This is a genomic window from Paraburkholderia nemoris (assembly GCF_905221015.1).
GTDB lineage: Bacteria > Pseudomonadota > Gammaproteobacteria > Burkholderiales > Burkholderiaceae > Paraburkholderia > Paraburkholderia nemoris.
The window spans coordinates 17,003-42,786 of sequence record NZ_CAJNBO010000039.1; the positions used below are offsets into that span (position 1 = coordinate 17,003).

A 25,784-nucleotide genomic window follows, 5' to 3' on the forward strand; every position below is an offset into this window, starting at 1 on the left:
CTCAATTTCTCCGCCAACGCCAAGCCTGTCAAGGGTTTGGAATGCTAACCAGATTCAAACATATTTTAACAGGCTGATTCAGCTCGCTATGGTCACGAAAACTGAAAACAAAGATCCGGCCCTCGAGCTGGGTCGCAAGATACGGGCGTTGAGGCAACGGCTGAAGTGCACGCTCGATGACACAGCCACAGCGGCGCGTATTTCCAAACCATTCCTGTCGCAGGTGGAACGCGGCCTCGCCACCCCGTCCCTCACGTCGCTGGCGGGGATTGCCAGTGCTCTTGGCGTGACCGTACAGTATTTCGTCGACACCCCGAGCGAAGAACGCTCGGTCAGCCGTGGCGACCAGTTGAAGTTTTTCGGTTTCGTCGGTTCCGCGAACCTGTTCGCGCGCCTGACCAACCTGACGGGCGGCCGGCAGCTCGAGGCGATCCTCCTCAAGATGCCGCCCGGCCAGAAGCGCTCCGAGGTCAACACGCACGCGGGCGAAGAATTTCTGTATGTGATCAGCGGGAACGTAGCGTTGACGCTGGAAGACAAGACGTTCGCGCTGAAAACGGGCGACAGCGCGCACTACGAGTCGACGGTGCCGCATAGCTGGGCCAACACGGCTCGCTCCGAAACCCTCGTCGTCTGGGTGGGGACCCCACGACTGTTCTGACCGGCAGGCGCTCTTGCGGATCTCGTATCCGACTGGAGCCAGCCTGCTTTCCCATTCATAGGATGACTGCTCAGCCACGGCTGCCGTGGCCAAGGCTGGGGTTAATCTCATGTAATAGCGTACAACTGCCTCGAACATGCGGTGCTGGCCGGCGCGCGTGTAGATTGAGCTCGTCATCGGTTGCGTAGGGGTATTTCTTTCGGAGCACGTTTGACTTCACGATTATCGAAAATCTGCATTTCCCTCATGCTCGTCTGGATGCTGGCCGCTGTTCTTATCTGCGTGCGCGGTATATCCATCCGCTATGACAAAGCCGATGTTGGCGTGATCTTCGGTAACGCACTTGAAGATGATGGAACGCCAAAGCCGATTCTGGCGTCCCGCCTGGATGTTGCCCTGCATTGCTATCAGACTGGCTACTGCCCGAAGCTCTTTGTTAGCGGTGGCATCGACGGCCCTGGGCTTGACGAAGCATCGGCAATGCGAAGCTATCTGTTGGTGCGCGGCGTGCCCGCTGACCACATCATTGTCGACAACAAGGGGGACAACACGCTGGCAACGGTTCGCCACGCAGTGGACTACATGCGGGAACACCATCTTTCACGGGTCATGCTGGTGAGCCAGTATTACCATCTCGCGAGAGCACAATTGACTTTCGAGCGGTTAGGTATCCCTCAGGTGTACGGAGCGTTTCCCTGGTCATTTCAGGGTCGCGACCTGTATTCGATCTGGCGCGAGGTGCCGGCATTTGCCGTGTACAGTATCAGGCTGACGCTGAATCCGAATTCAGAACCGATTTCGTTCAGGCCCATGCTGTTCCTGCTGGGCTTGTTTTCCGCGTCGCACTAGCCTGGATCTGCCGGTTTAAACACCACCTTGCTCAAACACACACGACACTTCATGAAGCAGCCTGGCCTTGCGCTCATCGTCGGGCTGCTACGGGCTTTCTCCGTGCGGCCTTATGGGCTGGCCGGCAGGCTGGGCCGTGAAGCGCCCCGGGTTTTCCGGAGACTCCAACTCTCGAGAGAATGGAGCCATGGAAAACGTCAAGAAGAAGTCACCGTGGTATTCGCCGGAAGTCCGTGAACGGGCAGTTCGAATGGTTCACGAGCACCGTGGAGAGCATGAGTGTCAGTGGAAGGTGATCGCGTCGATACCTGACGACTTACTGCCTCGGCATCAAAGGGGACATGCCGACCGTACAGGAAGCCATTGGCGTCTCCGCCGAGCTGGAGATTCTTCGACCGAAAACGCAGTTTGCGTTCTACAAGGACACGGCCAAGGAGTTCCTGATACCGTTCAACTTCGGCCCCGAACGCCATGCGCCGTTCATGAGCCGCGCAGAACGTCGTCGGATGGAGCGCGAGGCCCGCAAGGTGGTCAAGAAAAAAACCCGCTGAGCGGGGGCGGGAGTGCTGGGTAGGCGGCCTAGATAGTGGCGATCGCATACGGGCCCGGAAGTGACGAGCCACGCTTTAGAGCATCATTACTCTCTGCGCAGTCTCCAGTCCCTGCTTGGTGTATCACGCAGAGTTTTGACCGGCCTGGTCGAAGCCGGCTTTGTGACCCCTGCCCGCGGCCCCCGGAACGAACTGCGCTTCAGCTTTCACGATGCTGTCCTGCTGCGTACGGCCTATCAGCTCCAGACGGCCAACATTCCTTCGCGCAAGATATTGCGCTCGTTGACGCGCCTCAAAGCTTCGCTCCCGGATGAACTGCCCTTGACCGGGATTCGAATCACCGCTGTTGGCAACACGATCGCCGTGCGGTTAGGTCCCGACCAATGGGATGCCGAGTCGGGCCAGCTGCTGCTCGACTTTGATGTCGCTCCCCTGAAAGGTGACGTGGCGTTTCTGGACGGCTCCCCTCGCAGCGCAAAGGAGGCTCACATCGAGGCCGAAGAGTGGTTTGAGCTCGGTGAGCAACTGACCACCACGGACCGGCAGGGGGCCGAGCATGCTTATCGGAGAGTCCTGGAGTTGCTGCCTGTGGCGCACTATGGCGCTTACACCAACCTGGGCGTTCTCCGGTATGAAGAGGGACGCTGCGAAGAAGCGCTGGCAGTGTTTGACAGGGCCCTGGAATTCTTCCCGGACGATTGCCAGCTGCACTTCAACCGCGCCGTTGCGCTGGAAGAGCTGGACTGCGCCGACGATGCGCTGAATGGCTACGGAAAGTGCCTCGCGATTGAGCCAGACTACGCGGATGCACACTACAACCTTGCAAGACTCAAGGAACTTCGAGGGGACAAGCAAGGCGCGCTCCGACACTACAACGCGTACCGCCGTATCCAGGCCTCTTGAACGTCGCTACTGTGCAATGGATTTCCCACGAATTAAGTACATCAACTGTAGCCGGGGATCAGGCACAAATCGGCCGAGACTGTGTAAAAACTCGAATGATCACCTAGACTAAATCAACCTGCTGGAACGAGAGGCGCAGATGGGGCGATTTGTCGAAGGTGCGGAACGCAGTCAGACGACACTCCTGCCGGAGTGTCTCGATGACTTTATCGCTGAAGATAATCCTGTGCGGATTGTCGACGCATTCGTCGAAGAACTCGAACTGGCATCCCTCGGATTCGAAGGAACCATGCCCGCGAGCACCGGACGACCTTCTTACCACCCCGCAGTGCTGCTCAAGATCTATATTTACGGTTATCTCAATCGTGTGCAGTCGAGCCGTCGTCTGGAGCGGTGAGCGTGAGCACGAAAATCGATGGGCCTCTGAGCATCGAAAATGAGGGACGCTCGACCGAACAAGTCCAACTGACGGCGATGGCGGTTCGGCATCAGAAATTGGGCAGCGCGATTGTCGGCGTCACAGGTGCGTGAATCAGCGCGACGATGCCCAAACGGAGCGGCGTTTAAAGGTCAATTCGAAGGGCTGGCAAGGGTTGCCGAGGTTTCTCCAACAGTCAAGCGACATTTTCTGCGGGTGCCGACATTCCCTCAACAATTGTGATCGCCGTAAGGCGAGTGAAGCGGGACGAGGAACCGCAGGCACTGAACGAGCCTTGTCGTGTCGTCAGGTCCAACAAAGCGTTTGAGCAGGCCAGCTGGCAAGGCGGTGACGTTCGGCGGCGGCACCAGGCTACTCCGGGCCACTGACCAGAACGGGGTTACGGCAAACGCGGTGCGCCACCAGTGCCGCCACCGCAGCAGGGTCCGACGATGCACACCCAGCACGTGGCGCAGCTCTTCGATTCGCCGGTTCGTCACACCGTCGTCCATTGCAGGCATCAGGACCACGACAGTACCGGCGTAGAAGCGCCGGCCGAGAAATCGAACTGATGCAGGTGTAGTACGCCGCCGACATGTCTGGCAGCAAAAGCTATGACGACGCCAGTCAGTCTGTTCGCTTGAATCAGGCAAGCCACGAGGCTTGCGCGCATAGGTCGCGCTGTGCAAGGTGCCGCCACAGTGCGCACAGCCTTTCGCTTTTGCTCGCGCGGCGAGGTCAGCGTCGATGCTCGACAAGAATGTACCGAGCCGCCTGTTGTCAACGATTTCACTGATCATCAAATAGTCCGTGAGGATGAGAGATGATCGAAGCATCGAACAGTGGCTTCATTGACGTCAACAAATTTGAGCAACGTGAACGAGGTTCGCGGCTGCGCGTACATCACGCAAGTTGCTCAAAAGGCCCCGAATTCCCATCGACTTACGTGCTCACGCTCATTCAGGCGAAGTAATGGTGAAGGCATCCGCAACGTGTGCCGTCGCTTCGTGAGGATATGCCGGGACCTGAAGCTGTTCACACAAGCGATCGTGGCCATCGACGGTAGCAAGTTCAAGGCGGTCAACAGCCGCGACAACAACTTCACGCCCAACAAGATTGCACGGCGTCAGGAGCAGATCGAGAAAAGCATCCAGCGTTATCTGGACGCACTGGAGACCGCCGATCGCACCCAACCAGCCGAGGTAGAAGCGAAGCCTGCACGCCTACGGGAGAAGATCAAGACGCTGCGTGAACAGATGCGCGATCTGGATCGCGCAGCGGAGCTTCTGAACGATCTGCCGGAAAAGCAGATCTCGCTGACCGATCCCGACTCACGTTCGATGATCTCGCAAGCCAAGGGCACGGGCGTGGTTGGCTATAACGTCCAGGTAGCCGTCGACACCCGGCACCATCTCATCGTCACCCAGGAAGTCACGAATGTCGGCCGCGACCGGACGCAGTTGAGCCCGATGGCTAAAGCGGCGCGTGATGCGATGGGCAAGAGAAAAATCAAAGCGCTGGCGGACCGGGGTTATTTCAGCGCGCCAGAGATCAAGGCGTGCGACGACACGGGTATTGCGGCACTGGTGCCCAAATCGCAGACATCCGGTGCAAAGGCCGACGGTCGGTTCGACCGGGCCGACTTTATTTACATCGCCCGAGACGACCAGTACCTGTGTCCGGCGGGGCAGCGCGCGATATACCGGTACACCTCGTTTGAGAGCGCCAATCTGCTGAAACTGCGGACCTACTGGAGCAGTGCCTGCCCACATTGTCCGCTCAGAAAGCAGTGCACGCCGGCGCCCTATCGGCGCATTCGCCGGTGGGAACACGAAGCGGTACTTGAGAGAATGCAACGCAGACTGGATCGTCAGCCTGACGCGATGACAATACGGCGCCGAACGGTCGAACACGTGTTCGGCACGCTGAAGCACTGGATGGGCTCCACCCACTTCCAGATGCGCAGGCTTGGGCACGTCTCGACTGAAATGAGCTTGCATGTGCTGGCATACAACCTCAAGCGCGTCATCAGGATTCTTGGATTCGCAAAGACACTACGAGCGATGAAGCTGGCAGGCGCGTAATCTCACGCCTGACCGTGCTCGCTGGCACAGCGCAGTCAGGTCAGGCGCCGGTAACCCGGAACTGCGAAGACGCAGCCTCACAGGTGCTCGACCGGCTAGCCGGTCCACGCGTTTTTACAAAGTCTCGGCCAGTTTCAGTCAGTCGGCTCAATGCCATAGCCGACCGCGTTGGGCCAACAACGAGACTAATGGCTGGAAGGCAGATGATCCAGCGACGCGCAAATGAGGATCCCACCGCTACTTCGGACAGGACGTCAGGTTCTGTGCCGCGCCAGTTTGACCAACAGCGGGCCCTTGAACGCCTGCATGATCAATTCCGCAGGCTGGCCGTGGCTCAGCAGCTTGGCCATCGCATTCATGTACTGTGTGATGTGGCGGAAATACTTCTTGTAGCCGGCGCACAGGTAATTGAGTCCCGCCTCGCCGTCTGGCGTTGCAATAAAGCGGTTCTTCGGGCATTCGCCGTGGCAAGCGAAGCGATAGCTGCATTGCCGGCAATACTGCGGCAAGGTGCTTTCTTTGGCTTCGCCGAACGCCGTCTGCGCCGGCGACGCAATCATCGCCGCGGCGTCATCCGTGCGGATGTTGCCAAGCTTGTATTCAGGGTACACGAAGTGATCGCAGGCATACATGCTGCCATCATGCTCGACGATCGCCGCCTTGCCGCAGCGCGGCGCGAACAGGCAAACGCTCGCAGGAAGTTCGCACCAGGCCGCCAGCGCCCATTCGAAGTTCATCACGTGGACATTGCCGACGTCCTGGCGCACCCATTCGTCGAATACGGCGATCAGGAAGTCGCCATAAGCCTCGGGCTCGACGCTGTGCGTCGTCACCGCGCTTGCCAGGTCCGTCTCAGCACGTCCGGGTCTTGACAGTGCAGGCGGCGTCGCGAAGGTCAGGCCAAAACGGATTTCCTGCTCCCTTGGGGCGCGTTCCACCACGGCGTTGAACTGAATGTAGCGCACGCCTTCGGCTTTCAGAAAGCGATAGATCTCGAGCGGATACTTCGCCACCTCTCGCGCGACGGTCACCAGTACGTTCACCGCCACGCCATGCTGAAGCAGAAGGCGTAAGCCGCGCAGCGTGTCGTCGAATGACGGGCGTCCCCGTTTGTCCTGCCGATAAAGATCATGCACTTCTCGCGGACCATCAAGGCTGATGCCGACCGTGAACCCTTCGCGCGCGAGAAAAGCGCACCACGCGTCGTCAAGCAGCGTGCCGTTGGTTTGCAAGGTGTTGCGGATGGTCTTGTCGCTGCCGATTTCCCGCTGCAAGCTTACCGCGCGCTCGAAGAATTCGAGGCCGAGGAGGGTCGGTTCGCCGCCCTGCCAGGTGAACTCGACCACCGGCGTGGTTTGTGCCGCGACATAGCTGGTGATATAGGCGCGCAATACCTCATCGCTCATGCGGAAGCGCTCTCGTGGCGGGAACAGCTGCTCCTTCTCCAGATAGAAGCAATAGCCGCAATCGAGATTGCACAGGGGGCCGATCGGCTTGGCCATCAAATGGAAGCCCTGCTGGGCCTTGGCGTGGTCTTGCATGATAGTGTTACCTGGAAACCAGCGCACGCAAGGCGCGCAGCTTGAACGGAGTGTAAGGCGGTCGGAGCAGTCCCCACACGAGGTTCAACCGCGACTGCCTCAACACGGCTTGCGGCGTCGAAAACTCGCGGAAACCGTCGAATCCGCGATACTGGCCGAAGCCGCTTGCCCCGACGCCGCCGAAAGGAACCTGCTCCTGTGCCGCGTGCAGGAGCACGTCGTTGACCGTCACGCCGCCCGACACCGTTCCGTCAATCACGCGCTTGGCTTCCCGTGCGTCGTGACCGAAGTAATAGAGCGCGAGCGGTCGCGGGCGAGCATTCACATAGTCGAGCGCCTCATCGATACGCTCGTAACCGAGAACCGGCAGAATGGGCCCGAAGATCTCTTGTTGCATCACAGCCATGTCATCGTCGACGTCGAACAACAAGCGCGGCAGGATCTTGCCGCTGCCGGGGACCTCGAGCGGTTCGTTAGCCGGATTGATGACCAGTTCGCGCGCACCCTTGTCGCGTGCGTCCGCGAGCAACGCTCGCAGGTGCTGTCGGTGCGCGTCGGTGGCGATGTCGGTGTAATCGGGATTGCCGTGCATGCGCGGAAACATGCGAGCCGTGGCCGCGACTAGTTCGGAGACCAGCGCCTCGCGCAACGGCTTGGGCACCAGCACGTAATCGGGACCGACGCACACCTGGCCGGCGTTCAGCAATTTGCCAAACATGATCTGCCGCGCGGCCTGAGGCAAGTCCGCACGATTGCCGACAATGACCGGGCTCTTTCCGCCCAACTCGAGCGTCAACGGCACCAGGTGTTCGGCGGCGGCACGCATGATGTGGCGGGCCGTCGTTGCACCGCCGGTGAACACGATCCGGTCAAAGGGGAGGCTGGTCAATTGACGGCCGACCGAGGCATCACCGGTCACGACAGCCACTTCGTCCTGCGCGAAGAACTCCGCGACGGCATCTGCCAGCGCGGCCGCCGTGCGCGGAGTCATTTCGGACGGCTTGATCAGCACTCTGTTGCCGGCCGCGAGCGCACCGGCCATCGGCACGGTCACGGTTCCCACCGGGAAATTCCATGCGCCAATGATGCAGACCACGCCAAGTGGACGATGATGCACATGTGCACGGACGCCGAGTATCCCCATGGGAAAGTTGGCAGCCCGGCGTTCCGGCCGCATCCACTTGTGCAAATTGCGGCGGGCCGTTTTGAGACTGTCGATGGTGGCAGTGATGTCGATGGCGAGGCTCTGCTCCTTGGGACGCGTGCCGAAGTCGGCCGACATCACCGCACATAAACGATCGCAATGCGCCACCATCATGGCGAGCGCGCGCTCGATCCGATCGAGGCGAATCGAGAGCGCCACTTGTTGATCGGTACGCGATGCGGCACGCTGTGCATCGAATAGCGTAGCGATGTCTTGCGTGGCCAACAACCGTTCTGGTGCAGTCATCGCTGTGCCCCCAGCATGTCGTCGCGAATCAGGTCGCTGGCCTTTTCGGCAATCATGATCGTCGCCGCGTTGGTATTGCCCGCTATGAGTGTCGGCATGATCGAGGCGTCCACCACACGCAGACGCTCGACACCGTATACGCGCAAACGTGCATCGACGACCGACTGCTCATCGTTACCCATTTTGCAGGTGCCCACCGGATGGTAGCCATCGTCGGCGTGTTGGCGCAGGAAGGTCTTCATCTCGTCGTCGGTCCGCATGTCGGCGGGCTTGAGTGAACTGGCGACGAATTGCTTCAACGGTTCGGTCTCGGCCATGCGCCGGATGAGCTTGAAGCCGCGCAACAGGGTTTCCAGGTCGTCGTCATGCGCGAAAAAATTCGGGTCGATCAAGGGTGGTGCCAATGGGTCGGCCGATTTCAGCGCCACCAAGCCGCGGCTCTTCGGTCGGCAGACGTACGCATGTATGCTGAAGCCGTGTCCCCAATGAAGCTTGCGCATGTGGTCGTCCAGCAAAGCGGCGACAAAATGGAACTGGAGGTCAGGATGGGCGAGAGACGGATCGCTGCGCCAGAAGCCGCCGGTTTCGGCGATATTGCTGGCGAAGATGCCGCGCCGCGTGGCGGCATAGCGAACCGCCTCGCCCAGCAAGCGCAAGGTTCCCGGGACGGAAAAGCCCACAAGGTCGGACGATTTCGATCGGTAGGCGATGCAGCAGTCGATATGATCCTGCAGATTCCTGCCCACACCGGGCAAATGATGTGCCACGCCGATGCCGGCACTTTTGAGCACCTCCCCCGGGCCAATGCCGGACAACATCAGCAGTTGGGGCGATTGCAAGGTTCCCGCGCTGAGGATGACTTCTCTCCGGGCGCCGACCGTCAGCGTGACGTCGCGTCTCCTGTATTCGACGCCGGTCGCGCGCTGACCGTCAAGTAGCACGCGCGTCGCGTGTGCGTTCGTGATAATTGACAGGTTGGGACGTTCTTCGGCGTCTTTCAGGAACGCGCGTGCCGTGCTGCACCGCAAGCCGTTGACGGTGGTGGTCTGGTAGTAGCCGAACCCTTCCTGCTTCGCGCCGTTGAAATCGGCTGTTTGCGGCAGACCTAGCGCACGCGTCGCATCCAGGAACGCTTTCGAGGCTTGAAATGCTTGACGCGGGGCGGCAACGTTCAGCGGCCCGTTCTGTCCGTGGAAAGTATCGTTGAAGCCTTCGTTGTGTTCCGACTTGCGGAAATAGGGCAATACGTCTTCGTATGACCAGCCGTGGTTGCCCAAAGCAGCCCAATGATCATAGTCGGCGGCGTTGCCACGGATATAGACCATGCCATTGGTTGAACTCGATCCGCCGAGCGTTCTGCCGCGCGGCTGGTAGCTGCGGCGGCCGCGCAAACCGGCCTGCGGTTCCGATTCGAACGCCCAGTTCATGTGACGCGAGGGCAGCATGAACGCAGCGCCAAGCGGCACGTGAACGGCAGGGCTCCAGTCGCGCGGCCCGGCTTCGAGCAGGCAGACCTGCACGTTGCGATTCTCGCTGAGGCGCGCAGCCAGCACGCAACCAGCGGAACCTCCGCCAACGATGACGTAGTCGAATTGCTTCATGACCAATCCTTGTGTTATCCGACCTTACGCTGTGAGCCTTGCCAATACTTCTCCTTCACTTGACGGCGCAACACCTTGCCGACCACCGACACCGGCAGGTTCGCTACAAAGGAGATTGATTTCGGCGCTTTGTGACTTCCGAGTTTCGCCTTTGCGTGGGCCATCAATTCTTCGGCCGTTACGTCGTCTGCACCGGCGCGAAGCGTGACCTCGGCATGCACGGCCTCGCCCCAGTCGGGGTGCGGAACGCCAACTACGGCAGACAACAGCACGGCGGGATGCGAGGAGAGGGCCGCTTCGACCTCCACCGCATACACGTTGAATCCGCCGGTGATGATCATGTCCTTCAGGCGATCCACGATGTGGAGAAAGCCGTCCGGGTCGAGATACCCGAGGTCGCCGGACTTCCATGCGCCGTCGATGAATTCGGATGCGGTGGCGTGTGGGTTCAGGTAGTAGCCATCGATCACGCCCCGGCAACGGATGCGGATTTCGCCGACCTCGCCAGTGGGTAGCACGCAACCGGTCTCGTCGCTTACGAACACCTCCACACCCGGCATGATGCGACCCGCGGACGCGAGGCGCGCCACCGCAAGCGCGTCGTTGGCGCAATGTTCCGCTTTGTCCAGCACTGAAATGAGCTCCATCACCTCGGTGGCGGCGTAACCCTGGGCGAAAATCGGCCCGAAGCAGCTGATCAACTCCCCAAGCTTGCTGGGACTCATGGGGGCTGCACCGTACAGGATCGTGCGCAGCTGCGACAGGTCCCGCGGCTTCGACCGCTGAAGCTCCAGCAGGCGATAAAGAATGGTTGGCACAAGGAACGAATGGGTTACCCGCTCCGCTTCGGCGACTTCACGCCAGCGTTCGAGATCCAGCTGGTTCAGCGTAACGTTCGTCCCGCCGACGAAGAAGGTCGGGTAAAACAGCAGTTGCGACCCGTGGGACAGAGGCGCCACGTGAAGAATCCGCGTGTGCGCATCAATCTCCAGCGCGGGATTGCCGAGCATACTGTCGCGGCACGCCAAGGCGTTGCGGATCTTATAGACGGCGCACTTGCCGCGGCCGGTCGTGCCGCCGGTGAAGCGCAGCATGAACGTGTGCGCATCGGTATCAAGCTCCACGTCGCTGTCCGCTTCCGACGCAGCTTCCACCAGCGCCCAGAAAGAATGAACGCCAGGCCTGAGTGCTTCGGGCGGGTCCATCACCACGATCTCGCAACCGAGATCGCGCAGCCAGTCGTAGTAGCCGTCGAGCAGGCGATTTTCGAGGAAAACGACGCGCGGCTTGATCAGCTCAACCTGCCAGCGATGTTCCTCCATCGAATCGCGCAAATTGGTCAGCGCGACCGTGCCTTTCTGCTTGAGCACGGTAGGCAGCATCATCAAACTGAGATTGTCGTTCTCCAGGATCAACAGGAACTTGTCGCCCGCGCCCACCTTCAAGGTGCCGCTTAGCGCATTGGCGATCCGGTTGGTCAGCAAATGGTAATCCCAGTAGCTGTACCGGCGATTGCGCTCGGCATTGACAATAGCCTCTTGGTCGCGATGTTTCAGCGCCAGCGCGCGCATGATGCGGCTGAAGTTCATTTTCACGAAAGTGTCTCCCCTATGGACCGTAGTGGCCCGCGCATCCGCGGGCCGTCGGCTTACCTGGCGCGCAAACGCGAGGCAGCGTCGAGGCGGATGGTCTCTGCGTTCAGGTAGGCGTTCTCGATGATGAATGCGCAGGCGTGCGCGAATTCACGCATGTCGCCCAGGCGTCTCGGCGCCTCGATCTGCGCCTTGAGCGCGTTGACGATTTTCTCATCCAGCGTTTGCACCATCGGCGTCAGGAACAGGCCGGGCGCAATCGCGTTGACGCGGATGCCGACGTCGCCAAGTTCGCGCGCCGCCGGCATGTTCAAGCCAAGCAGTGCTGCCTTGGACGCCGCGTAGGCGCACTGGCCGATCTGGGCTTCATAAGCGGCGCCGGACGAGATGTTGATGATCACGCCCCGCTCCTCGCCGGCCTCGGGATCGTTCTTCGCCATTTCTTCGGCGCACCTGGACATCACGTTGAATACGCCGTTGACGTTCACTGCCGTGACCTGGGCGAACCTGGCGAGCGGTGTCGCCTTGCCGTCCTTGCCCAACACTTTGCATGGCGAGGGCAGGGCAGCACAGTTGATGCAAACATGAACCGCGCCGAAGCGTTCCATCGTAGCGGCAATTGCCTGCTGCACGGATTCCTCGTTGCTGACATCGGTTTGCACGAAGAGGCACCGCTCGCGCTCGAGCTCGGCGACTGCTCTCTCGCCCGCTTCGGCATTGAGGTCGAAAATGGCGACGCGCGCGCCCTTGTCGAGCATGAAGCGGGCAGTGGCGAAGCCCAGTCCGGACGCGCCGCCGGTAATAACGATGACTTTGTCTTGGATCCGCATGTGAATTGCCTCGTAGAAATCGTTTAGAAAGCGCCAACGCCGGTCAAGGCGCGGCCAATAATCAGCTGCTGCATCTGCGTCGTACCCTCGGGGATGGGAACGATGATTGCCTCGCGGGCAAGCTTTTCGACCAGGAACTCGGTGGTTACGCCATTGGCGCCGTGGATTTGTACCGCCTGGCGAGCGATGGTGACGGCTGCCTCGCAGGCGAAATACTTGGCCATGGCAGCTTCCATCTCGGCGGGAACGCCCGCTTCGATCATCGACGCGGCGCGATAGGTCAGCAAACGGGCGGCGTCGACGTTGGTCGCCATCTCGGCCAGCATTGCCGCGATCAACTGGTGACCCGCGATGACCTTGCCGTGCTGACGTCGCTCGGTGGCGTAGCGCGTCGCTTCTTCGAGCGCACGGCGAGCGATGCCCAGGCCCTGAGCGGCCACGAATACTCGCGAGCGTTCAAACAGCGACAGCGTGTTTTTGAGCCCTTCTCCTTCGTTGCCGATGATGTTGCGGGCTGGGACGCGCACGTCAGTCAGGAAGATTTGCGAAGTGGACTGGCTGTTCAGGCCGATTTTGTGAATACCGCGAACTTCGTAGGGGTGCTCCTTGCGGTCGAGCAGGAAATGAGTCAGGCCACGACGGGGGTCGTCGCTGGTGCGGCAGGTGCAGATCAGGAAGTCCGAGTATTCGCCGTTGCTGATCCACGTCTTTTCACCGTTGATCACATAATGGTCGCCGTCGCGTCGCGCACGAGTCTTGATCTCCAGCACGTTGGAGCCGACATCGGGCTCGGAAATGCCCATCGAAATGAAGTTTTCGCCGCTGAGCAGACCCGGAAGGTACCGCTCACGCAAATGTGACGGCGCGATCTTGTCGAGCATCACGGCGCCGAATGAATTGATCAGTACCGGCACCGACAGGTCGGCCGACGTGGCGGCGACCTCCTCGAACAACATCAGCGAGGTCAGCCAATCGAGACCCAGGCCACCGCGGTCTGCGCCGACGACGCCGGAAACGAGGCCGAATTCGGCGAGCTGGCGCATCACTGCGGACATTCGCTCGCGCGGAAGGAAGCGGTCGCGATACTCCCGGTTGAAAACCGGATCGATCTCGGCATGCAGGAAGCGGCGCAGCCCATCGACCGCCATTTGCTGCTCTTCGGTACGGAATACATAACCCACTTCAGATTCTCCTCATTGCCTGGCGAACAGGTTGACCGCTACTACGGCCTCTTCGATGCCATACAGGCCGCCGCCGTTTTCATGAGCTGCGATGCGGGCGCCTTCGACCTGGCGCAGGCCGGCTTCGCCTCGCAGTTGGGTAACGAGTTCATGGATCTGCGCGAGGCCAGTAGCAGCGATCGGGTGTCCCTTGGATTCAAGGCCGCCTGATGGATTGATCGGAATGCGACCGCCGATCGTGAAGTCACCACGCTCCGCAGCGGGGCCGCCTTCGCCAAACGGGACCAGCATCAACGACTCGGCATTGAGAATTTCGCCCATGGCCGACGCGTCGTGCACTTCGGCAACATCAACATCGGATGGAGCAATTCCCGCCAGTTCGTAAGCCTGCCTGGCCGCGAGATGAGAAATGATCTTTTCGGGCTCGTCGGACGTGCGCTCGACCCCGACGCGCACCAAGCTTGCCAGCACCTTGATCGCGCGTCCGCCCGCACCCTTGAGCCGCGTCAAGCCATCCTCGTTGCAAACAACGACTGCGGCCGCGCCATCGCTGATTGGCGAGCACATCATCATCGTCAGCGGATAAGTGATCGGCGGCGAAGCGAGCACCTGGTCGATGGTGCAGGCGTCGCGGTACTGGGCTAGCGGGTTGTGAACCGAATGGCCGTGGTTCTTGGCTGCCACGGCGGCGATCTGGCGCTGCGTCGTGCCGTAGCGCTTCATATGGTTGCGGCAGATCGCTGCGTAGACGTCCATGAAGACGCTGTACGGCCGATCCGATACGGTGGCCGGCGGCGGAATGACGCCTTCGCCCAGCGCGACGAGCGTGTCCTTGTTCTGCGTCACGGTCGAGACGTCCCAGCCGCTGTCGAACACGCCGAACATCTTGGCTCTGTCGGCAACGTTCATCTTTTCGGCGCCGACCGCTAATGCAACGTCCGCCGTACCGGCCTTGACGGCCTGCACCGCAAGGTTGAACGCCGACGAGCCCGAGGCGCATGCGTTTTCGACCGTGTAGACCGGGATTCCGGCGAAGCCGAGACGGCGCATCGCAATCGGACCGGGAATGCTGTGCTGGCCCTGCAATTGGCCCGTCGTAGCGCTGGCGTAGAACACCGCGTCGACATCGGCCGGGGCGCAGCCGGCGTCTGTCAGCGCGAGGTGGACGGCAACGCCCGCCATGTCGTAGATGCTTTTGTCAAGGAGCCGGCCGAATGGCGTCATGCCAACTCCGGCCACGTAAATTTTTTCCATTGCGTTGTCTCTCCAGGGCGGGCAACGAACTGCGGGATCAGAGGGACGCGCCGTTATCATTCGGGCGCGTTGCGCGCGGGTCGATTCAGCGTCCGACGAATCGCGGTGTGCGTTTCTCGGCGAAGGCCCGCAAGCCTTCCTGCAAATCGGCGGAACGCAGGTGCTGGCGCAACATGACTTGCTCGTGCAGCAGCGCGTCGGCCTGCGTCTTGTCAGCCGAGGCGCGGGCCACAGCCTTCATGCGGCTCAATGCGATGGGACTCTTCAGCGCGATGTTCTCGGCAAGTTTTTTCACAGCGCTTGCCAGCCGCTCATCCGGGTGCACTTCGCTCACCAGACCGGACGCGAGCATCTGCGCAGCTGACAAGGATTTGCCGCTGAAGAGCAGATACAGCGCCATGTTCAGTGGAATCAACCGCGGCAGGACTGCCGCGGCGCCGGCCCCCGGATAGACACCGAAATTGGCGTGGGCATCGCCGATCGTCGCGCTTTCGGCGGCGACGACGATGTCGGCGCACATGGCGAGTTCAAGACCGCCGGCCATGGTCGTGCCGTTCACCGAAGCGATCACCGGCTTGGGGAAATCGCGCAGGCGATTGAATACCGCACTGGCGTGATCGAGGAAATCGGCCTCGCCTGCCTCCAGTGTCGCGCCGGCGAGGACTTCCTTGAGGTCCGCACCAGCACAGAAGGCCGGGCCATTGCCGCTCACGACGACGACGCGCAAATCCTCGCGTCGGCTGATTTCATCAAGAAAGCCGTCCAGAGCGGCCAGCATTGCGAGGTTGATCGCGTTCATTGCCTTTGGCCGATTCAGGGTTACGTAAGCAACCGGGCCTGCGGCCTCGAACAGTATTACTTCTTCAGTCATGCTAATTCTCGTCAGTGAAGGTAGGTATGCAGACGATGGTAGGGGAGGCCTAAGTTTCTCGCTTGTCGTTGCCGCCAATTCATTGGTCCGCGCGACGATGGCGTCCAGATCCGTTCAACCTGCTGTCGGATTGCTGAACGGAACCCGTCGCGCCTGAAATGCGAGTTGGGCGGCATCCAGTTCATGTGTGAGGCGCACTATCAAGGTCTCCGTCGACACGACATCCTGGATCGCGCCCGTTCCATGCCCGGCAGACCACACGTCCCTCCATGCCTTGGCCTCATGGTTGAGTTCCTCGGCAACATCCACGTTTGTCTTTTCCGGCAAATTGCTCGGGTCGAGTCCGCAGGCGACCAGAGACGCATTGAGGAAGTTGGCGGGAATGCCCGAAATGGCCGGTGTGTACGTGACATCGTCCATTCGACTGTCGATGATCATCTGCTGGTACTCGGCGGCGGCCCGGCTCTCGGTGGTGTTGATGAAGCGGGTGCCCATGTAGGCGAAGTCCGCACCCAGGAGCATCGCGGCCGCCACGTCTCTGCCGGTGGACAGGCAGCCGGACAAGATAATGTCGCCGTCGAAGAACTGGCGAACCTCGTGCACGAAGGCGAAGGGACTTCTGGTCCCCGCATGGCCGCCCGCTCCGGCGCAAACGAGAATCAGCCCGTCCACGCCTCTCTCCGCGGCTTTCTTTGCATGTGCGAGCGTGGTGACGTCGTGATAGACCAGTCCGGCATAGCCGTGCACTGCGTCGACGACTTCACGCACCGCACCGAGCGAAGTGATCACAAGCGGCACCTGGTGTCGCACCGTCACGTCGAGATCGGCCTGCAACCGCGGGTTGGTTTTGTGGACGATCAGATTGACGCCGAACGCGGCATCGTTCGGGCCAAGTCCGCCCTTGATCGTTTCCAGCCAATCGGCGTATCCCTCGGTGCTGCGCTGGTTCAGGGCCGGAAACGTTCCAATTACGCCGGCCCGGCACGCGGCCAGAACGAGTTCGGGGCCCGACACCAGAAACATCGGTGCGGTGATGACGGGCAACTTCAGATTCTTTCTCAATGCAGCGGCGATAGTCATTCAGTTGCCCATTGGCGATTTTGATACAAGTTGGTCGGTACCCGGGCCGTCAATTGCTCGCGGACGTCGAGCGCTGATCCGAGCTCGCCGTCACGCGGTTCGGCAGATAGACGACATGCACGTCGGCAATACGGCCGTTGAATTTGAACGGTGCGCGGTCGAAGTAGTCCAGCGATACAGACGAGCCCGGGTTGGCGCCGACATCGAACGTCTCACTCGCGCTGAATGCGAGGCTCGCGGTAACTGGCGTCGTGGCCTTGGCCACCTCGACACCATCCACCAGCAGGATCAGGTCGGCCGGGGCATCTCGCCCGGGCGACGTGACCAGCGTGTCCATCTCGATACGATGGTGGCCGGGCGGGATCGTCTTCGGTGACAGCAGCTTGGTGCGCCACATGGCCATCGCGTTGTATTCGTAATGGAGGTGCCCCTTGTCGAAGTAGAGCGTTACACCACCCGCCGTGCCGCCCAACTTGTACAGCACGCCGCTGGCCTCGACCGGCACGTCGGCCTCGACCGTCACGCGATTGCTGAATGCGCCCAGCCGTGGTGCGACAAAGTCGGGTACGCGACGGGTTTCGTCGTCGAAGTGCCACTCGGTCTGACGGCTGCCGACGCGATCGCGGGGATTCAGCAAGGGATACATGCCAGCGCCGACAGGGTAGACGTTGTTCGCGCGAGCTTCGGCATCAAACAGTGCTTCCAGCTCCGCCAACTTTTGCGGATACTGGGCCGCAAGGTCGACCGCCTGGGAGTAGTCGTTGTCGATGTGGTACAGCGCCCATTGATCCTTGCGCGGGTCCCATCCCGCCAGACCTGCAAGGCTGGCGACCCACGGCGTGCGGGGACCGAACACCGATGCGACCCACCCGTCCTTGTACATTGCGCGACTGCCGAAGGTCTCGAAGTACTGGGCGTGGTGAGTCGACGAGGCGTTTGCATCGTTAAACGAGTTGCGCATGCTGACGCCGTCGAGGGGAATCTGCGCGATGCCATTGACTGACTGCGGTGCCTTGATGTCGAGCACGTCATAGATCGTCGGCGCGATGTCGTCGACGTCGTAGAACTGAGTGCGAATGCTCTTGTCCGCCTTGATTCCCTTCGGCCAGGACACGACGAGCGGAACACGCGTGCCGCCGAAATAGCCCGCTACGAGCTTGGTGCCCTGGAACGGACTCTCGGACGCCCAGGCCCAGCCTGCGTTGTAGTGTTCTTCGATTTTCGGCCCACCCAACGCGGCCAGCCCGCCATATTGCTCGTTAAGCGCTTTGATCTGCTTCTCGACCGGGACATCCACGCCGTTGATCGTCAGCATCTCGTTGATCGTGCCCTTGATTCCTTCAGCCGACGCGCCGTTGTCCGACACGACGTAGAAGATCAGCGTGTTATCGCGAATGCCTTCACGGTCGAGTTCGTCGATCAGCTTTCCTGCTTGTGTATCCACATGCTCGAGAAAACCGGCGAATACCTCCATTTCGCGGGCATTGAAGCGCTTTTCGTCCGGGCTCAGGCTGTCCCATGCGGGCAGGCTGGCGGGACGCGGGTTAAGCCGGGTGTCGCCGGGAATCCAACCCTGTGCCTTCTGCCGCTCGAACGCCTGCTGTCGATATACGTCCCATCCGGCGTCGAATTTGCCCTTGTACCTGTCCGCCCATTCCTTCGACACCTGATGTGGCGCATGGGTGGCTCCCGGCGCCCAGTACATGAAGAACGGCTTGTCGGGGGCGAGCGAATGATGCTGCTTCAGCCAGCCCGTCGCCTGGTTCGCCAGGTCTTCGCTCAGGTGGTATTTCGGATCGTGTGGGGGTTCGATCGGCGTCTTGTCGTTGAAAAGCCGGGGTGAATATTGCGAGGTTTCGGCCGCCATATATCCGTAGAAATGCTCGAAGCCGTAACTTGTAGGCCAATGATCGTACGGCCCGGCGGGCGACGTTTCGTTCGCGGGCGTGTTGTGCCACTTGCCGTATGCCACTGTGCTGTAGCCGTATTGCTTCAGTACTTCCGCTACCGTAGAGGCGGACTTCGGCATTACGCCGGTATAGCCGTCGAAGTCGCTTGCCAGTTCGGAAATCGTGCCGAAGCCGACGTGATGCGGATTGCGCCCGGTAAGCAGGGCCGCGCGCGTAGCCGAGCTGATGGCCGTCGCGTTGAAGGTGTTGTAGCGAATGCCGCTCTCTGCAAGACGCGTCAGTGTCGGTGTATGGATGAACCCGCCTACGGTGTCAGGGTGGGCAAAACCGACGTCGTCGAGTAAGATGATGAGCACGTTCGGCGCATTGGCTGGAAGATGCGTGGCGGGTTGACGCCAGTGATTCGTCGATTCGGTGAGCGTCTCGCCAATCTTGCTGGCCGATGGTGCCGGCGGAAACGGCAACGATTCCTGCGCGCTGGCGAGCGTACTGGTGACCAGGGCGCCGAGTGTCAGAAGTCGCGGAGCAAGAGCCGGGAAACTCGAACGATGCGGTAGGGTCATGATGACGGTTTCCTTCGCGCTTTAAGTTGGGCGGATTTCGAATGACGGAACCGATGGTAGTTTTCGGTCGATGACGCTCGCCTGTCTTTAGCGCCAGAACTTTGGTCAACACAGTCACGTGCAAAGGACCCGAGGTAGCGGGAATGCTAATTGACACGTTCGGACCCTTCTCCAACAATCTTTGTTTTGGTCGGCCCTGGGAAAATCGATGCGGGATCCGAACACAGTAGCGTCGCCAGCTACGCAAACATCGATGTCCGAACTGGCCGCGCACCGTCGCCAACCATCGACGATCGGCGGGTACGCACTGGCTATTGCGAAGACATTGGACCATTACGGCGTGGATGCCAGCCGCGTATTCAAGGTGGCCGGCATTCCGGCTGCGATTGGTAATGATCCGCTTTCGCGATTGCCAGTCGACACGGTCACCCAGCTATTTCGGGTATGCGTGGACGTCACGCACGACCCCTATTTCGGGCTCGCGGTCGCCCGCTTCATTCACATTTCGAACCTTCACGCACTGGGCTTCGCGCTGGCTGCCAGCAGTACCCTGATGGACGCTTGCAAGCGCGTGGCACGTTATTTCCGGCTGGTGTCGCAAACCGCGGAAATCGCGCTGGAGGAGAGCGGCGACGACACCGTCATCCGCTTCAATCTGCTTGCCGATGTATGCGGCGAGTCGGAGGACGCCTTTCTGGCCTATCTGATCATGTCGATGCGCCAGCTCCATAAAGGAAGCTTTAACCCCATTCGTGTCGTTCTGCACCATGACATGCCGCGCGAGGGCCCTGAACCGTACGAGAAGCTGTTCCGGGCGCCGGTAATTTTCGGTGCCGGGCAGGCGGCGCTTGTTTTCGTCCGAACGGATTTGCAGCAACCGCTTGCCGGCGCCTGTCCGGAGCTGGCGCAGCACCACGACAACATAGTCACCGACTATCTGGCTCGCATCGATCGCAGCGATGTGCTTGCCGTGGTCAAACAGAAGATCGTCGAATTCCTGCCAACGGGAGAATGCACGCGCGAGCGTGTGGCACAGGCGATGTGCATGAGTCCTACCACCTTGCAGGGCAAGCTTCTGCGCCGCAATACCAGCTTCCAGGCGGTCCTCGACGACACTCGCAAAGAATTGGCGTGCAGCTATGTTCAACAACGCTCGCGTTCATTCACGGAAATCGGTTTCTTGCTGGGGTTTTCCGACACCAGCAACTTCAATCGCGCGTTCAAGCGTTGGACGGGCTGCTCGCCCACCGATTTCCGCTGCGGAGCGTAAGACCGGCGCTTCGGTCCCGTGGTGCGAACTCGCTTTGCAGAATGATCACAGTAGGTCCGTGCTTACCTTGCCTCGAGTGAAGAGCTAAGGGTTCGGAAAAACCCTCGCGCTCGCGGGCTACGACGCAGATCTTGAACCCACACGGCATCGGCTCGCCGTGTGCGGCCCTTAGATCAACTTTCCTTTTCGCAGATTTTGCGTTCCCAAGACAAAACGTTTCGCCGTAATGACAGGCGGCGTGGATAACGGCTACCTATTGTTGCCTCTCGGGAGCATTGTCCACGCTCAAGGCAGAGCACCGAAACGGGTTACACGCCAGGCATCCTTGGGCGGTCGCTCGTATTCGCCATTCATGCTGCGCCGCAGTAGAACGTGCCGCTCTGCCAACCAATCCAACTATCAACGTCTAAACGTAAGGACTCCAAGATGACCCTGTTGCAAATTCATGCTGCTGCAGTCTGCGCCTGGTTCGGCCTGATCGCTGCAGAGGCGGTGCTTGAACTTCGCGAGCACGAACCCGCAGAGCGCCGGCTGATCGCCTCCATTCACGCCTGGATCGACATTCTGATCGAGGTGCCGCTGATCGCGCTGGTGCTCGTGACCGGGGCCATGCTTCTGGCGCGCGCCTGGCCTGCGCCACCGCTGTTGATGCTGAAGGTCGGCGCAGGGCTGATCGCTGTAGTCGCCAACCTCATTTGCGTTGTGCTGGTGCGGGCGCGGGTAAAGGCAACTGACGATGCGTGCGTAAGCAAGCTGACGCGACAAATACGCTTTACTGGCCTGGCGACTCCGTTCGGGCTGGCAGCAATGATCATCGGATTCGGCTTCCTGGCGCCGCACTAGGCAGGGATAGCCGACGCAGGGCCGGGGCCAGTTTCGGGTTGGGTACCTTGCAGATGCAAAGTGGCATTGACCATTCAATGGAGGAGACGAAATGAAGTTGAAAGTGACAGCCACGGCGGCGCTGCTGGCATGTGCGACGGGCGTGCACGCTCAGTCGTCGGTAACGTTGTATGGTGCGACCGACTCCGGGCTGCTGTATCAGAGTACGTCGGCGGCTTCGTTCGCGCCGAACGCGCACAATACCGGGAAAGTTTACGCATTCAAGGACGGCGGCATTTATTCAAGCTTCTGGGGTATGAAGGGGGTCGAAGACATCGGGGGCGGCTACAAGGTTAATTTCAAGCTGCAGGGGGCGTACAACAGTGGCACCGGGAGGCTCGGGCTGGCCAGCACGACGGGCGCCACCGCGCTCTTCAACCAGCAAACAACAGTGGGCATATCGGGTCCGTTCGGCGCCTTCGACGCGGGCCGGCAGTACGCGCCGATGAGCTACGCACTCTACGACACCGACGTACGGGGCGCGCAGTACTTCGGCAGTATCCTGACCGCATGGGTTGGCATGAACCAGGCGGCGGGCTGGCCTGGCACCAACACGAACGCCCCGATCGGCGCGCTGTATGACGACAACGCGCTGGTTTACCGGTCGCCGAAATTCTATGGCGCATCCGTCGCGCTCGAGTACGCGCCAGGCGGCGTCGCGGGCCAGCCCCAGGGCAATACTCGACAGTCAGCCGTGTTGGAGTATTCGAACTACGGTCTGAATCTGGCAGCCGTGTACTACAACGGGCACGAGTCAAGTCCTGCGGACATTGCGGTCCCGACCGGCAAGAACGATAACCGCTTCTACTACCTCGGCGCGATGTACACGTTTCACGATTTCTCCGTGTCGACGTCTTACGGCATTGGCAAGAACCCGGCGAACGCCAATCACGCCGACTATGAGATGGTTTCCGCAGGACTCGGCTACAGGTTCACACCGGCCTTCCGGGTCACCTCGGGCTTCTACTACCTGAAGGACCGGAACAATTCGGCCAATCACTCGGATGAATTTGCCGTGGGCGCCGAATACAGCCTGTCCAAGAGAACACTCACCTACGTACAGGTCGGGTACGTCAACAACAAGGGCACAATGAACCAGACGATCGTGTATGGCCAGCCTGTTGCGCCTGGCACGTCGACCACCGCGGCGATGATCGGCATCCGCCACAGCTTCTGATTCTGTGACGCACAACAACTGGAGAACTCAATGAAAACAGACACGGTACTCAGGATGGCCGGTGGCATCTTGATCGCGCTCGCATCCGTTCACACATGGTCTCAGACCAGCGAACCGAGCGCAGCATCTAGCGGTTCCGCCATTGCGGCGTCTGCTGGCGAGACACCAAAGGAGACGCGGCAGGCCAATCGCGCGCTGCGCAGGAAGGTGTACGCCGCCATTGGGAAGCACAAGGAGATCGCCGCGGGAAACATCAGCGTCGTTACAAAGGGAGGGGCGGTGACGCTTGACGGGACGGTGGTCGATGCCTCGCAGATCGACAAGGTCGCCGAGATCGCAAAAGGCGTTCCGGGGGTAACGTCCATCACCAACAGGCTCACCGTCAAGAAGCCGTTTGGCCAGTAAGGGGGCTCGCGCGCCAGGTAAGGTCGCCTCAGCCTGGCTGATCCTCACCAGCTGCACTGGTCTCGGCTCAGCAATTAGACTTTCATTTCGATTGCAGTGAGCCCGGCGGCGATATGCGGCTCGGTGCCGCTCGTCGAGGTGATCCACGGATTGTGGACTAGCGACGCTACCGCCGAAGCGGTGCGCACGCTGGCTGGCGCGGTGGCTCAAAATTCAGTCGGCGCGGACACTGCCGTACGCACTGGCTCGCCCCACTGAATCGGGCCGCGCAGCCTGATCGGAAAATGCAAGGACATAATTGGATGTGAATTATTGTTAAATTCCGTTCGAATTCGGATTCGTCGCATGGCAATTCCCGGCGAACTCCGGTACCGTCATCGTGGCCCAATAAAAAGGAATGCCTGTGATGCCCCGTACCGAACGATTTGCCGCAAGCCGGTTGGTTCAACTCTCCAGCAGCACCATCCTGTCTCCATCACATTCCCGAGCCGGCTCCGGTTCATCGGGCGATGGATTTCCCCGATATTTCGTCTGTGTGTGGCGACCGCTGCATTCATAGTGGGACAACGGATTCGGCTCCCGCGATCGAACTTGACCCGAGACGAAAGTCGGACGCAGCGCGCCGTTGACCTATATGACAAGGCCGAGATTTTAATGACAGCATAGGACTGCAGAGCGGGTACGGAAGTCACGACACCTGTGATTCAGCGTGAGTTGCTCCGAGGTCAGCTTCTCCCTTTCCCTCAATTGCAACACGCGACTATACGGCTCCTATTACAGAAGCTGCGCCGCACAACATCTCAACCTTCAACCCGTTTGCCCAGCACACTTATGAGATGGATCGTATTGGTATGGTTTGTGGTCAGCGCCGCTTATGTCTTCAGGCGCGGAGCGGTGCGCTTTCCGTTCTGGCGGCAATTATCTGACCATTCGACCTTTATGGCGCCGGTCAACATCTGGTGCTATCTGCTTTCGCCGTTAAAGGCGACGCCGTATTTCCACACGTCGAGCTTCCCTGAGCTCAAGCCACTACGGGACAACTGGAAAGCCATCCAGCAAGAGGCGCTCGCAGTCGGAGCAGCCGAGAAAATCGTGGCTTCCTCGAATTTCAACGACATCGGATTCAACTCGTTCTTCAAGACAGGCTGGCGCCGCTTTTACCTGAAGTGGTACGACACACCGCATCCGTCGGCCGAGGCGCTGTGCCCTTTCACGACGAACCTGCTTCAGTCGATTCCGTCCGTGAAGGCGGCCATGTTCGCCCAGTTGCCTCCGGGGGCGAGTCTCGTGCGCCATCGTGACCCCTATGCCGGTTCCATTCGTTACCACCTTGGCCTCACGACGCCGGCGGACCCGAAGTGTTTCATCGATGTGGACGGACAGCAGTATTACTGGCGTGACGGAGAGGACGTGCTCTTCGACGAGACTTTCATTCACTATGCGAAGAACGATACCTCGATATCCCGCATCGTTTTGTTCTGCGACGTCGAAAGACCCATGCGCTTCCGTTGGGCTGGGGTGATCAACCGTGCGTTCGCCGCGACGCTCATGCGCGCAGCAGCTTCGCCAAATGACGTCGGCGATAAGACGGGTTTCCTCAACCGAATATTCAGATACGTATATGCGGTCCGAAGAGTAGGGAAGAGACTGAAGGCATGGCACCGGCCGACATACTATGTGGTCAAATGGCTGCTGTTCGGGGCTATCCTCGCAGGCGTCTTTTACGTACTCTGACATCGCTTTGCCGACGCGGCTGCCGATGTGCGTTTCAAGTCATGTGGACAGGCGAAGCTTGACTAAAGATGCGTATTTCGGCGAAGCCGAACAGAGATTTCGGTTGATGTCGAACAGGGTTTTCGCTGGAAGATGAACACGCGTTTCGGTTGAAGTCGAACAAAGACGCTGGTGTTCCGAAACGGTTGTTCGATTTGCCGAAACACCTGTTCGGATTCCCGGAATGAGTGTTCGGCAAACCGAAACGGATCGTCGGCTTCATCATGGCGGTGCTGCGTATGGACCAATCTGCCGGCATTAAGGTAGCTCCCTTTGGGAGTTATCGACGATGCCGGCTCACCGGACGACCATGCGCAGAATCAAGGAAGTGCTCCGCCTGAAGTGGGCATGCAATCTCACGCACCGACAGGTACAGGGCGCGCTCGGCGTCGGCCTCGGGACGATCACGCAATACCTTCAGCTCGCCACCGCCGCAGGGCTCGATTGGGCTGCGGCCGAGCCACTGGAAGAGGACGAGCTTGAGCGGCGCATCCTGTCGCCTGCGTCGTCGCCGGCGCCGGCGAAGCGGGTCGAGCCAGATTGCAACGTCATCCACCGGGAACTGCGCCGCAAGGGCGTAACGTTGCAACTGCTCTGGGAGGAATACGTTGAGTCCCATCCCGGCGGGCGCACGTACCGCTACACGCAGTTCTGTCAGCGCTACAAGGACTGGGCGCAAACGCTCAAGCGTTCAATGCGTCAGCAGCACCGCGCCGGCGAGAAGTTGTTCGCCGACTTTGCCGGACAGGCCATGCCGGTCCTCGCTCGTGACGGCGGGGTTGCCTTCCAGGCCCATATCTTTGTTGCTGTGCTCGGCGCATCGAATTACACGTATGCCTGTGCGACACGCTCGGAGACGACGCCGGACTGGATCGGCGGCCTGATCGACGCGATGGAATTCTGTGGCGGCGTTGTCAGCAAATCACCAGCTGGTGATT

Annotated in this window: 22 protein-coding genes and 2 pseudogenes; 13 read left to right on the plus strand and 11 right to left on the minus strand. The window is 60.3% G+C overall.

What is annotated here, in order from left to right:
- The first annotated feature begins 88 nt into the window (after positions 1-88).
- The 6 genes and pseudogenes from KHO33_RS36960 (at position 89) to KHO33_RS42720 (ending at position 3,495) form a co-directional block, all read left to right on the plus strand.
- Positions 89-661, plus strand: coding sequence for a helix-turn-helix domain-containing protein (locus KHO33_RS36960; protein ID WP_200567711.1), 573 nt, complete (start codon positions 89-91; stop codon positions 659-661).
- Between the two features lie 246 nt (positions 662-907).
- On the plus strand, positions 908-1,510 hold the full coding sequence (locus tag KHO33_RS36965; RefSeq protein WP_200567710.1) for a YdcF family protein: 603 nt from the start codon (positions 908-910) through the stop codon (positions 1,508-1,510).
- 341 nt (positions 1,511-1,851) lie between these two features.
- The gene (locus KHO33_RS36970) at positions 1,852-2,061 is read left to right on the plus strand and encodes a hypothetical protein (protein ID WP_200567733.1); all 210 of its coding nucleotides are present in this window, start codon (positions 1,852-1,854) and stop codon (positions 2,059-2,061) included.
- Between the two features lie 135 nt (positions 2,062-2,196).
- Complete coding sequence (locus KHO33_RS36975; protein ID WP_234480852.1) at positions 2,197-2,964, plus strand: tetratricopeptide repeat protein; 768 nt, start codon at positions 2,197-2,199, stop codon at positions 2,962-2,964.
- A gap of 139 nt (positions 2,965-3,103) precedes the next feature.
- A pseudogene (locus KHO33_RS36980) lies at positions 3,104-3,358 on the plus strand (transposase); the annotation flags it as partial.
- A gap of 5 nt (positions 3,359-3,363) precedes the next feature.
- Positions 3,364-3,495, plus strand: coding sequence for a hypothetical protein (locus KHO33_RS42720; RefSeq protein WP_267915804.1), 132 nt, complete (start codon positions 3,364-3,366; stop codon positions 3,493-3,495).
- 117 nt (positions 3,496-3,612) lie between these two features.
- Here the strand turns inward: KHO33_RS42720 and KHO33_RS36985 are convergent, their stop codons facing one another.
- The gene (locus KHO33_RS36985; protein ID WP_200567709.1) at positions 3,613-4,182 is read right to left on the minus strand and encodes a hypothetical protein; all 570 of its coding nucleotides are present in this window, start codon (positions 4,180-4,182) and stop codon (positions 3,613-3,615) included.
- A gap of 102 nt (positions 4,183-4,284) precedes the next feature.
- Between KHO33_RS36985 and KHO33_RS36990 the strand changes: the two genes are divergently transcribed.
- Positions 4,285-5,466 carry an IS1182 family transposase gene (locus KHO33_RS36990; protein ID WP_268963364.1) on the plus strand — a complete coding sequence of 394 codons (1,182 nt, stop codon included), beginning with the start codon at positions 4,285-4,287 and terminating at the stop codon, positions 5,464-5,466.
- Between the two features lie 254 nt (positions 5,467-5,720).
- On the opposite strand, the gene KHO33_RS36995 is transcribed toward KHO33_RS36990, so the two are convergent.
- From KHO33_RS36995 to KHO33_RS37040, 10 genes are all read right to left on the minus strand, one after another.
- Positions 5,721-7,007, minus strand: coding sequence for an anaerobic sulfatase maturase (locus KHO33_RS36995; protein ID WP_234480851.1), 1,287 nt, complete (start codon positions 7,005-7,007; stop codon positions 5,721-5,723).
- A 7-nt stretch (positions 7,008-7,014) separates the two neighbouring features.
- Complete coding sequence (locus KHO33_RS37000; protein ID WP_200567708.1) at positions 7,015-8,457, minus strand: aldehyde dehydrogenase family protein; 1,443 nt, start codon at positions 8,455-8,457, stop codon at positions 7,015-7,017.
- A complete protein-coding gene (locus KHO33_RS37005) occupies positions 8,454-10,058 on the minus strand; it encodes a GMC family oxidoreductase (protein WP_200567707.1) in 1,605 nt (534 codons plus the stop codon). The genes KHO33_RS37000 and KHO33_RS37005 overlap by 4 nt, the downstream gene beginning before the upstream one ends.
- A 14-nt stretch (positions 10,059-10,072) precedes the next feature.
- A complete protein-coding gene (locus tag KHO33_RS37010) occupies positions 10,073-11,647 on the minus strand; it encodes a class I adenylate-forming enzyme family protein (RefSeq protein WP_234480853.1) in 1,575 nt (524 codons plus the stop codon).
- Between the two features lie 59 nt (positions 11,648-11,706).
- A complete protein-coding gene (locus KHO33_RS37015; RefSeq protein ID WP_200567706.1) occupies positions 11,707-12,480 on the minus strand; it encodes an SDR family NAD(P)-dependent oxidoreductase in 774 nt (257 codons plus the stop codon).
- 23 nt (positions 12,481-12,503) lie between these two features.
- A complete protein-coding gene (locus KHO33_RS37020; protein WP_211629276.1) occupies positions 12,504-13,661 on the minus strand; it encodes an acyl-CoA dehydrogenase family protein in 1,158 nt (385 codons plus the stop codon).
- A gap of 12 nt (positions 13,662-13,673) precedes the next feature.
- Positions 13,674-14,915, minus strand: a complete 1,242-nt coding sequence (locus tag KHO33_RS37025) for a thiolase family protein (protein WP_200567704.1) — start codon at positions 14,913-14,915, stop codon at positions 13,674-13,676.
- A gap of 85 nt (positions 14,916-15,000) precedes the next feature.
- Positions 15,001-15,786 (minus strand): enoyl-CoA hydratase/isomerase family protein, encoded by a 786-nt coding sequence (locus KHO33_RS37030; protein ID WP_200567728.1) that lies wholly within the window; start codon positions 15,784-15,786, stop codon positions 15,001-15,003.
- Between the two features lie 114 nt (positions 15,787-15,900).
- Positions 15,901-16,830, minus strand: coding sequence for an NAD(P)H-dependent flavin oxidoreductase (locus tag KHO33_RS37035; protein ID WP_328822825.1), 930 nt, complete (start codon positions 16,828-16,830; stop codon positions 15,901-15,903).
- An 85-nt stretch (positions 16,831-16,915) separates the two neighbouring features.
- Entirely contained in the window at positions 16,916-19,339 is a 2,424-nt protein-coding gene (locus KHO33_RS37040; RefSeq protein ID WP_200567702.1) for an arylsulfatase, read from the minus strand.
- A gap of 253 nt (positions 19,340-19,592) precedes the next feature.
- Here KHO33_RS37040 and KHO33_RS37045 point away from each other — a divergent pair, with 253 nt between their 5' ends.
- The 6 genes and pseudogenes from KHO33_RS37045 to KHO33_RS37070 form a co-directional block, all read left to right on the plus strand.
- Entirely contained in the window at positions 19,593-20,609 is a 1,017-nt protein-coding gene (locus tag KHO33_RS37045) for an AraC family transcriptional regulator (RefSeq protein ID WP_200567701.1), read from the plus strand.
- 426 nt (positions 20,610-21,035) lie between these two features.
- Positions 21,036-21,452, plus strand: a complete 417-nt coding sequence (locus KHO33_RS37050) for a hypothetical protein (protein ID WP_200567700.1) — start codon at positions 21,036-21,038, stop codon at positions 21,450-21,452.
- Between the two features lie 91 nt (positions 21,453-21,543).
- Positions 21,544-22,668, plus strand: coding sequence for a porin (locus KHO33_RS37055; RefSeq protein ID WP_200567699.1), 1,125 nt, complete (start codon positions 21,544-21,546; stop codon positions 22,666-22,668).
- A 30-nt stretch (positions 22,669-22,698) separates the two neighbouring features.
- Positions 22,699-23,073 carry a BON domain-containing protein gene (locus KHO33_RS37060; RefSeq protein WP_200567698.1) on the plus strand — a complete coding sequence of 125 codons (375 nt, stop codon included), beginning with the start codon at positions 22,699-22,701 and terminating at the stop codon, positions 23,071-23,073.
- 831 nt (positions 23,074-23,904) lie between these two features.
- Positions 23,905-24,807 carry an aspartyl/asparaginyl beta-hydroxylase domain-containing protein gene (locus tag KHO33_RS37065; protein ID WP_200567727.1) on the plus strand — a complete coding sequence of 301 codons (903 nt, stop codon included), beginning with the start codon at positions 23,905-23,907 and terminating at the stop codon, positions 24,805-24,807.
- A gap of 328 nt (positions 24,808-25,135) precedes the next feature.
- Positions 25,136-25,759, plus strand: a pseudogene (locus KHO33_RS37070) (IS21 family transposase); the annotation flags it as partial.
- Between the last annotated feature and the right edge of the window lie 25 nt (positions 25,760-25,784).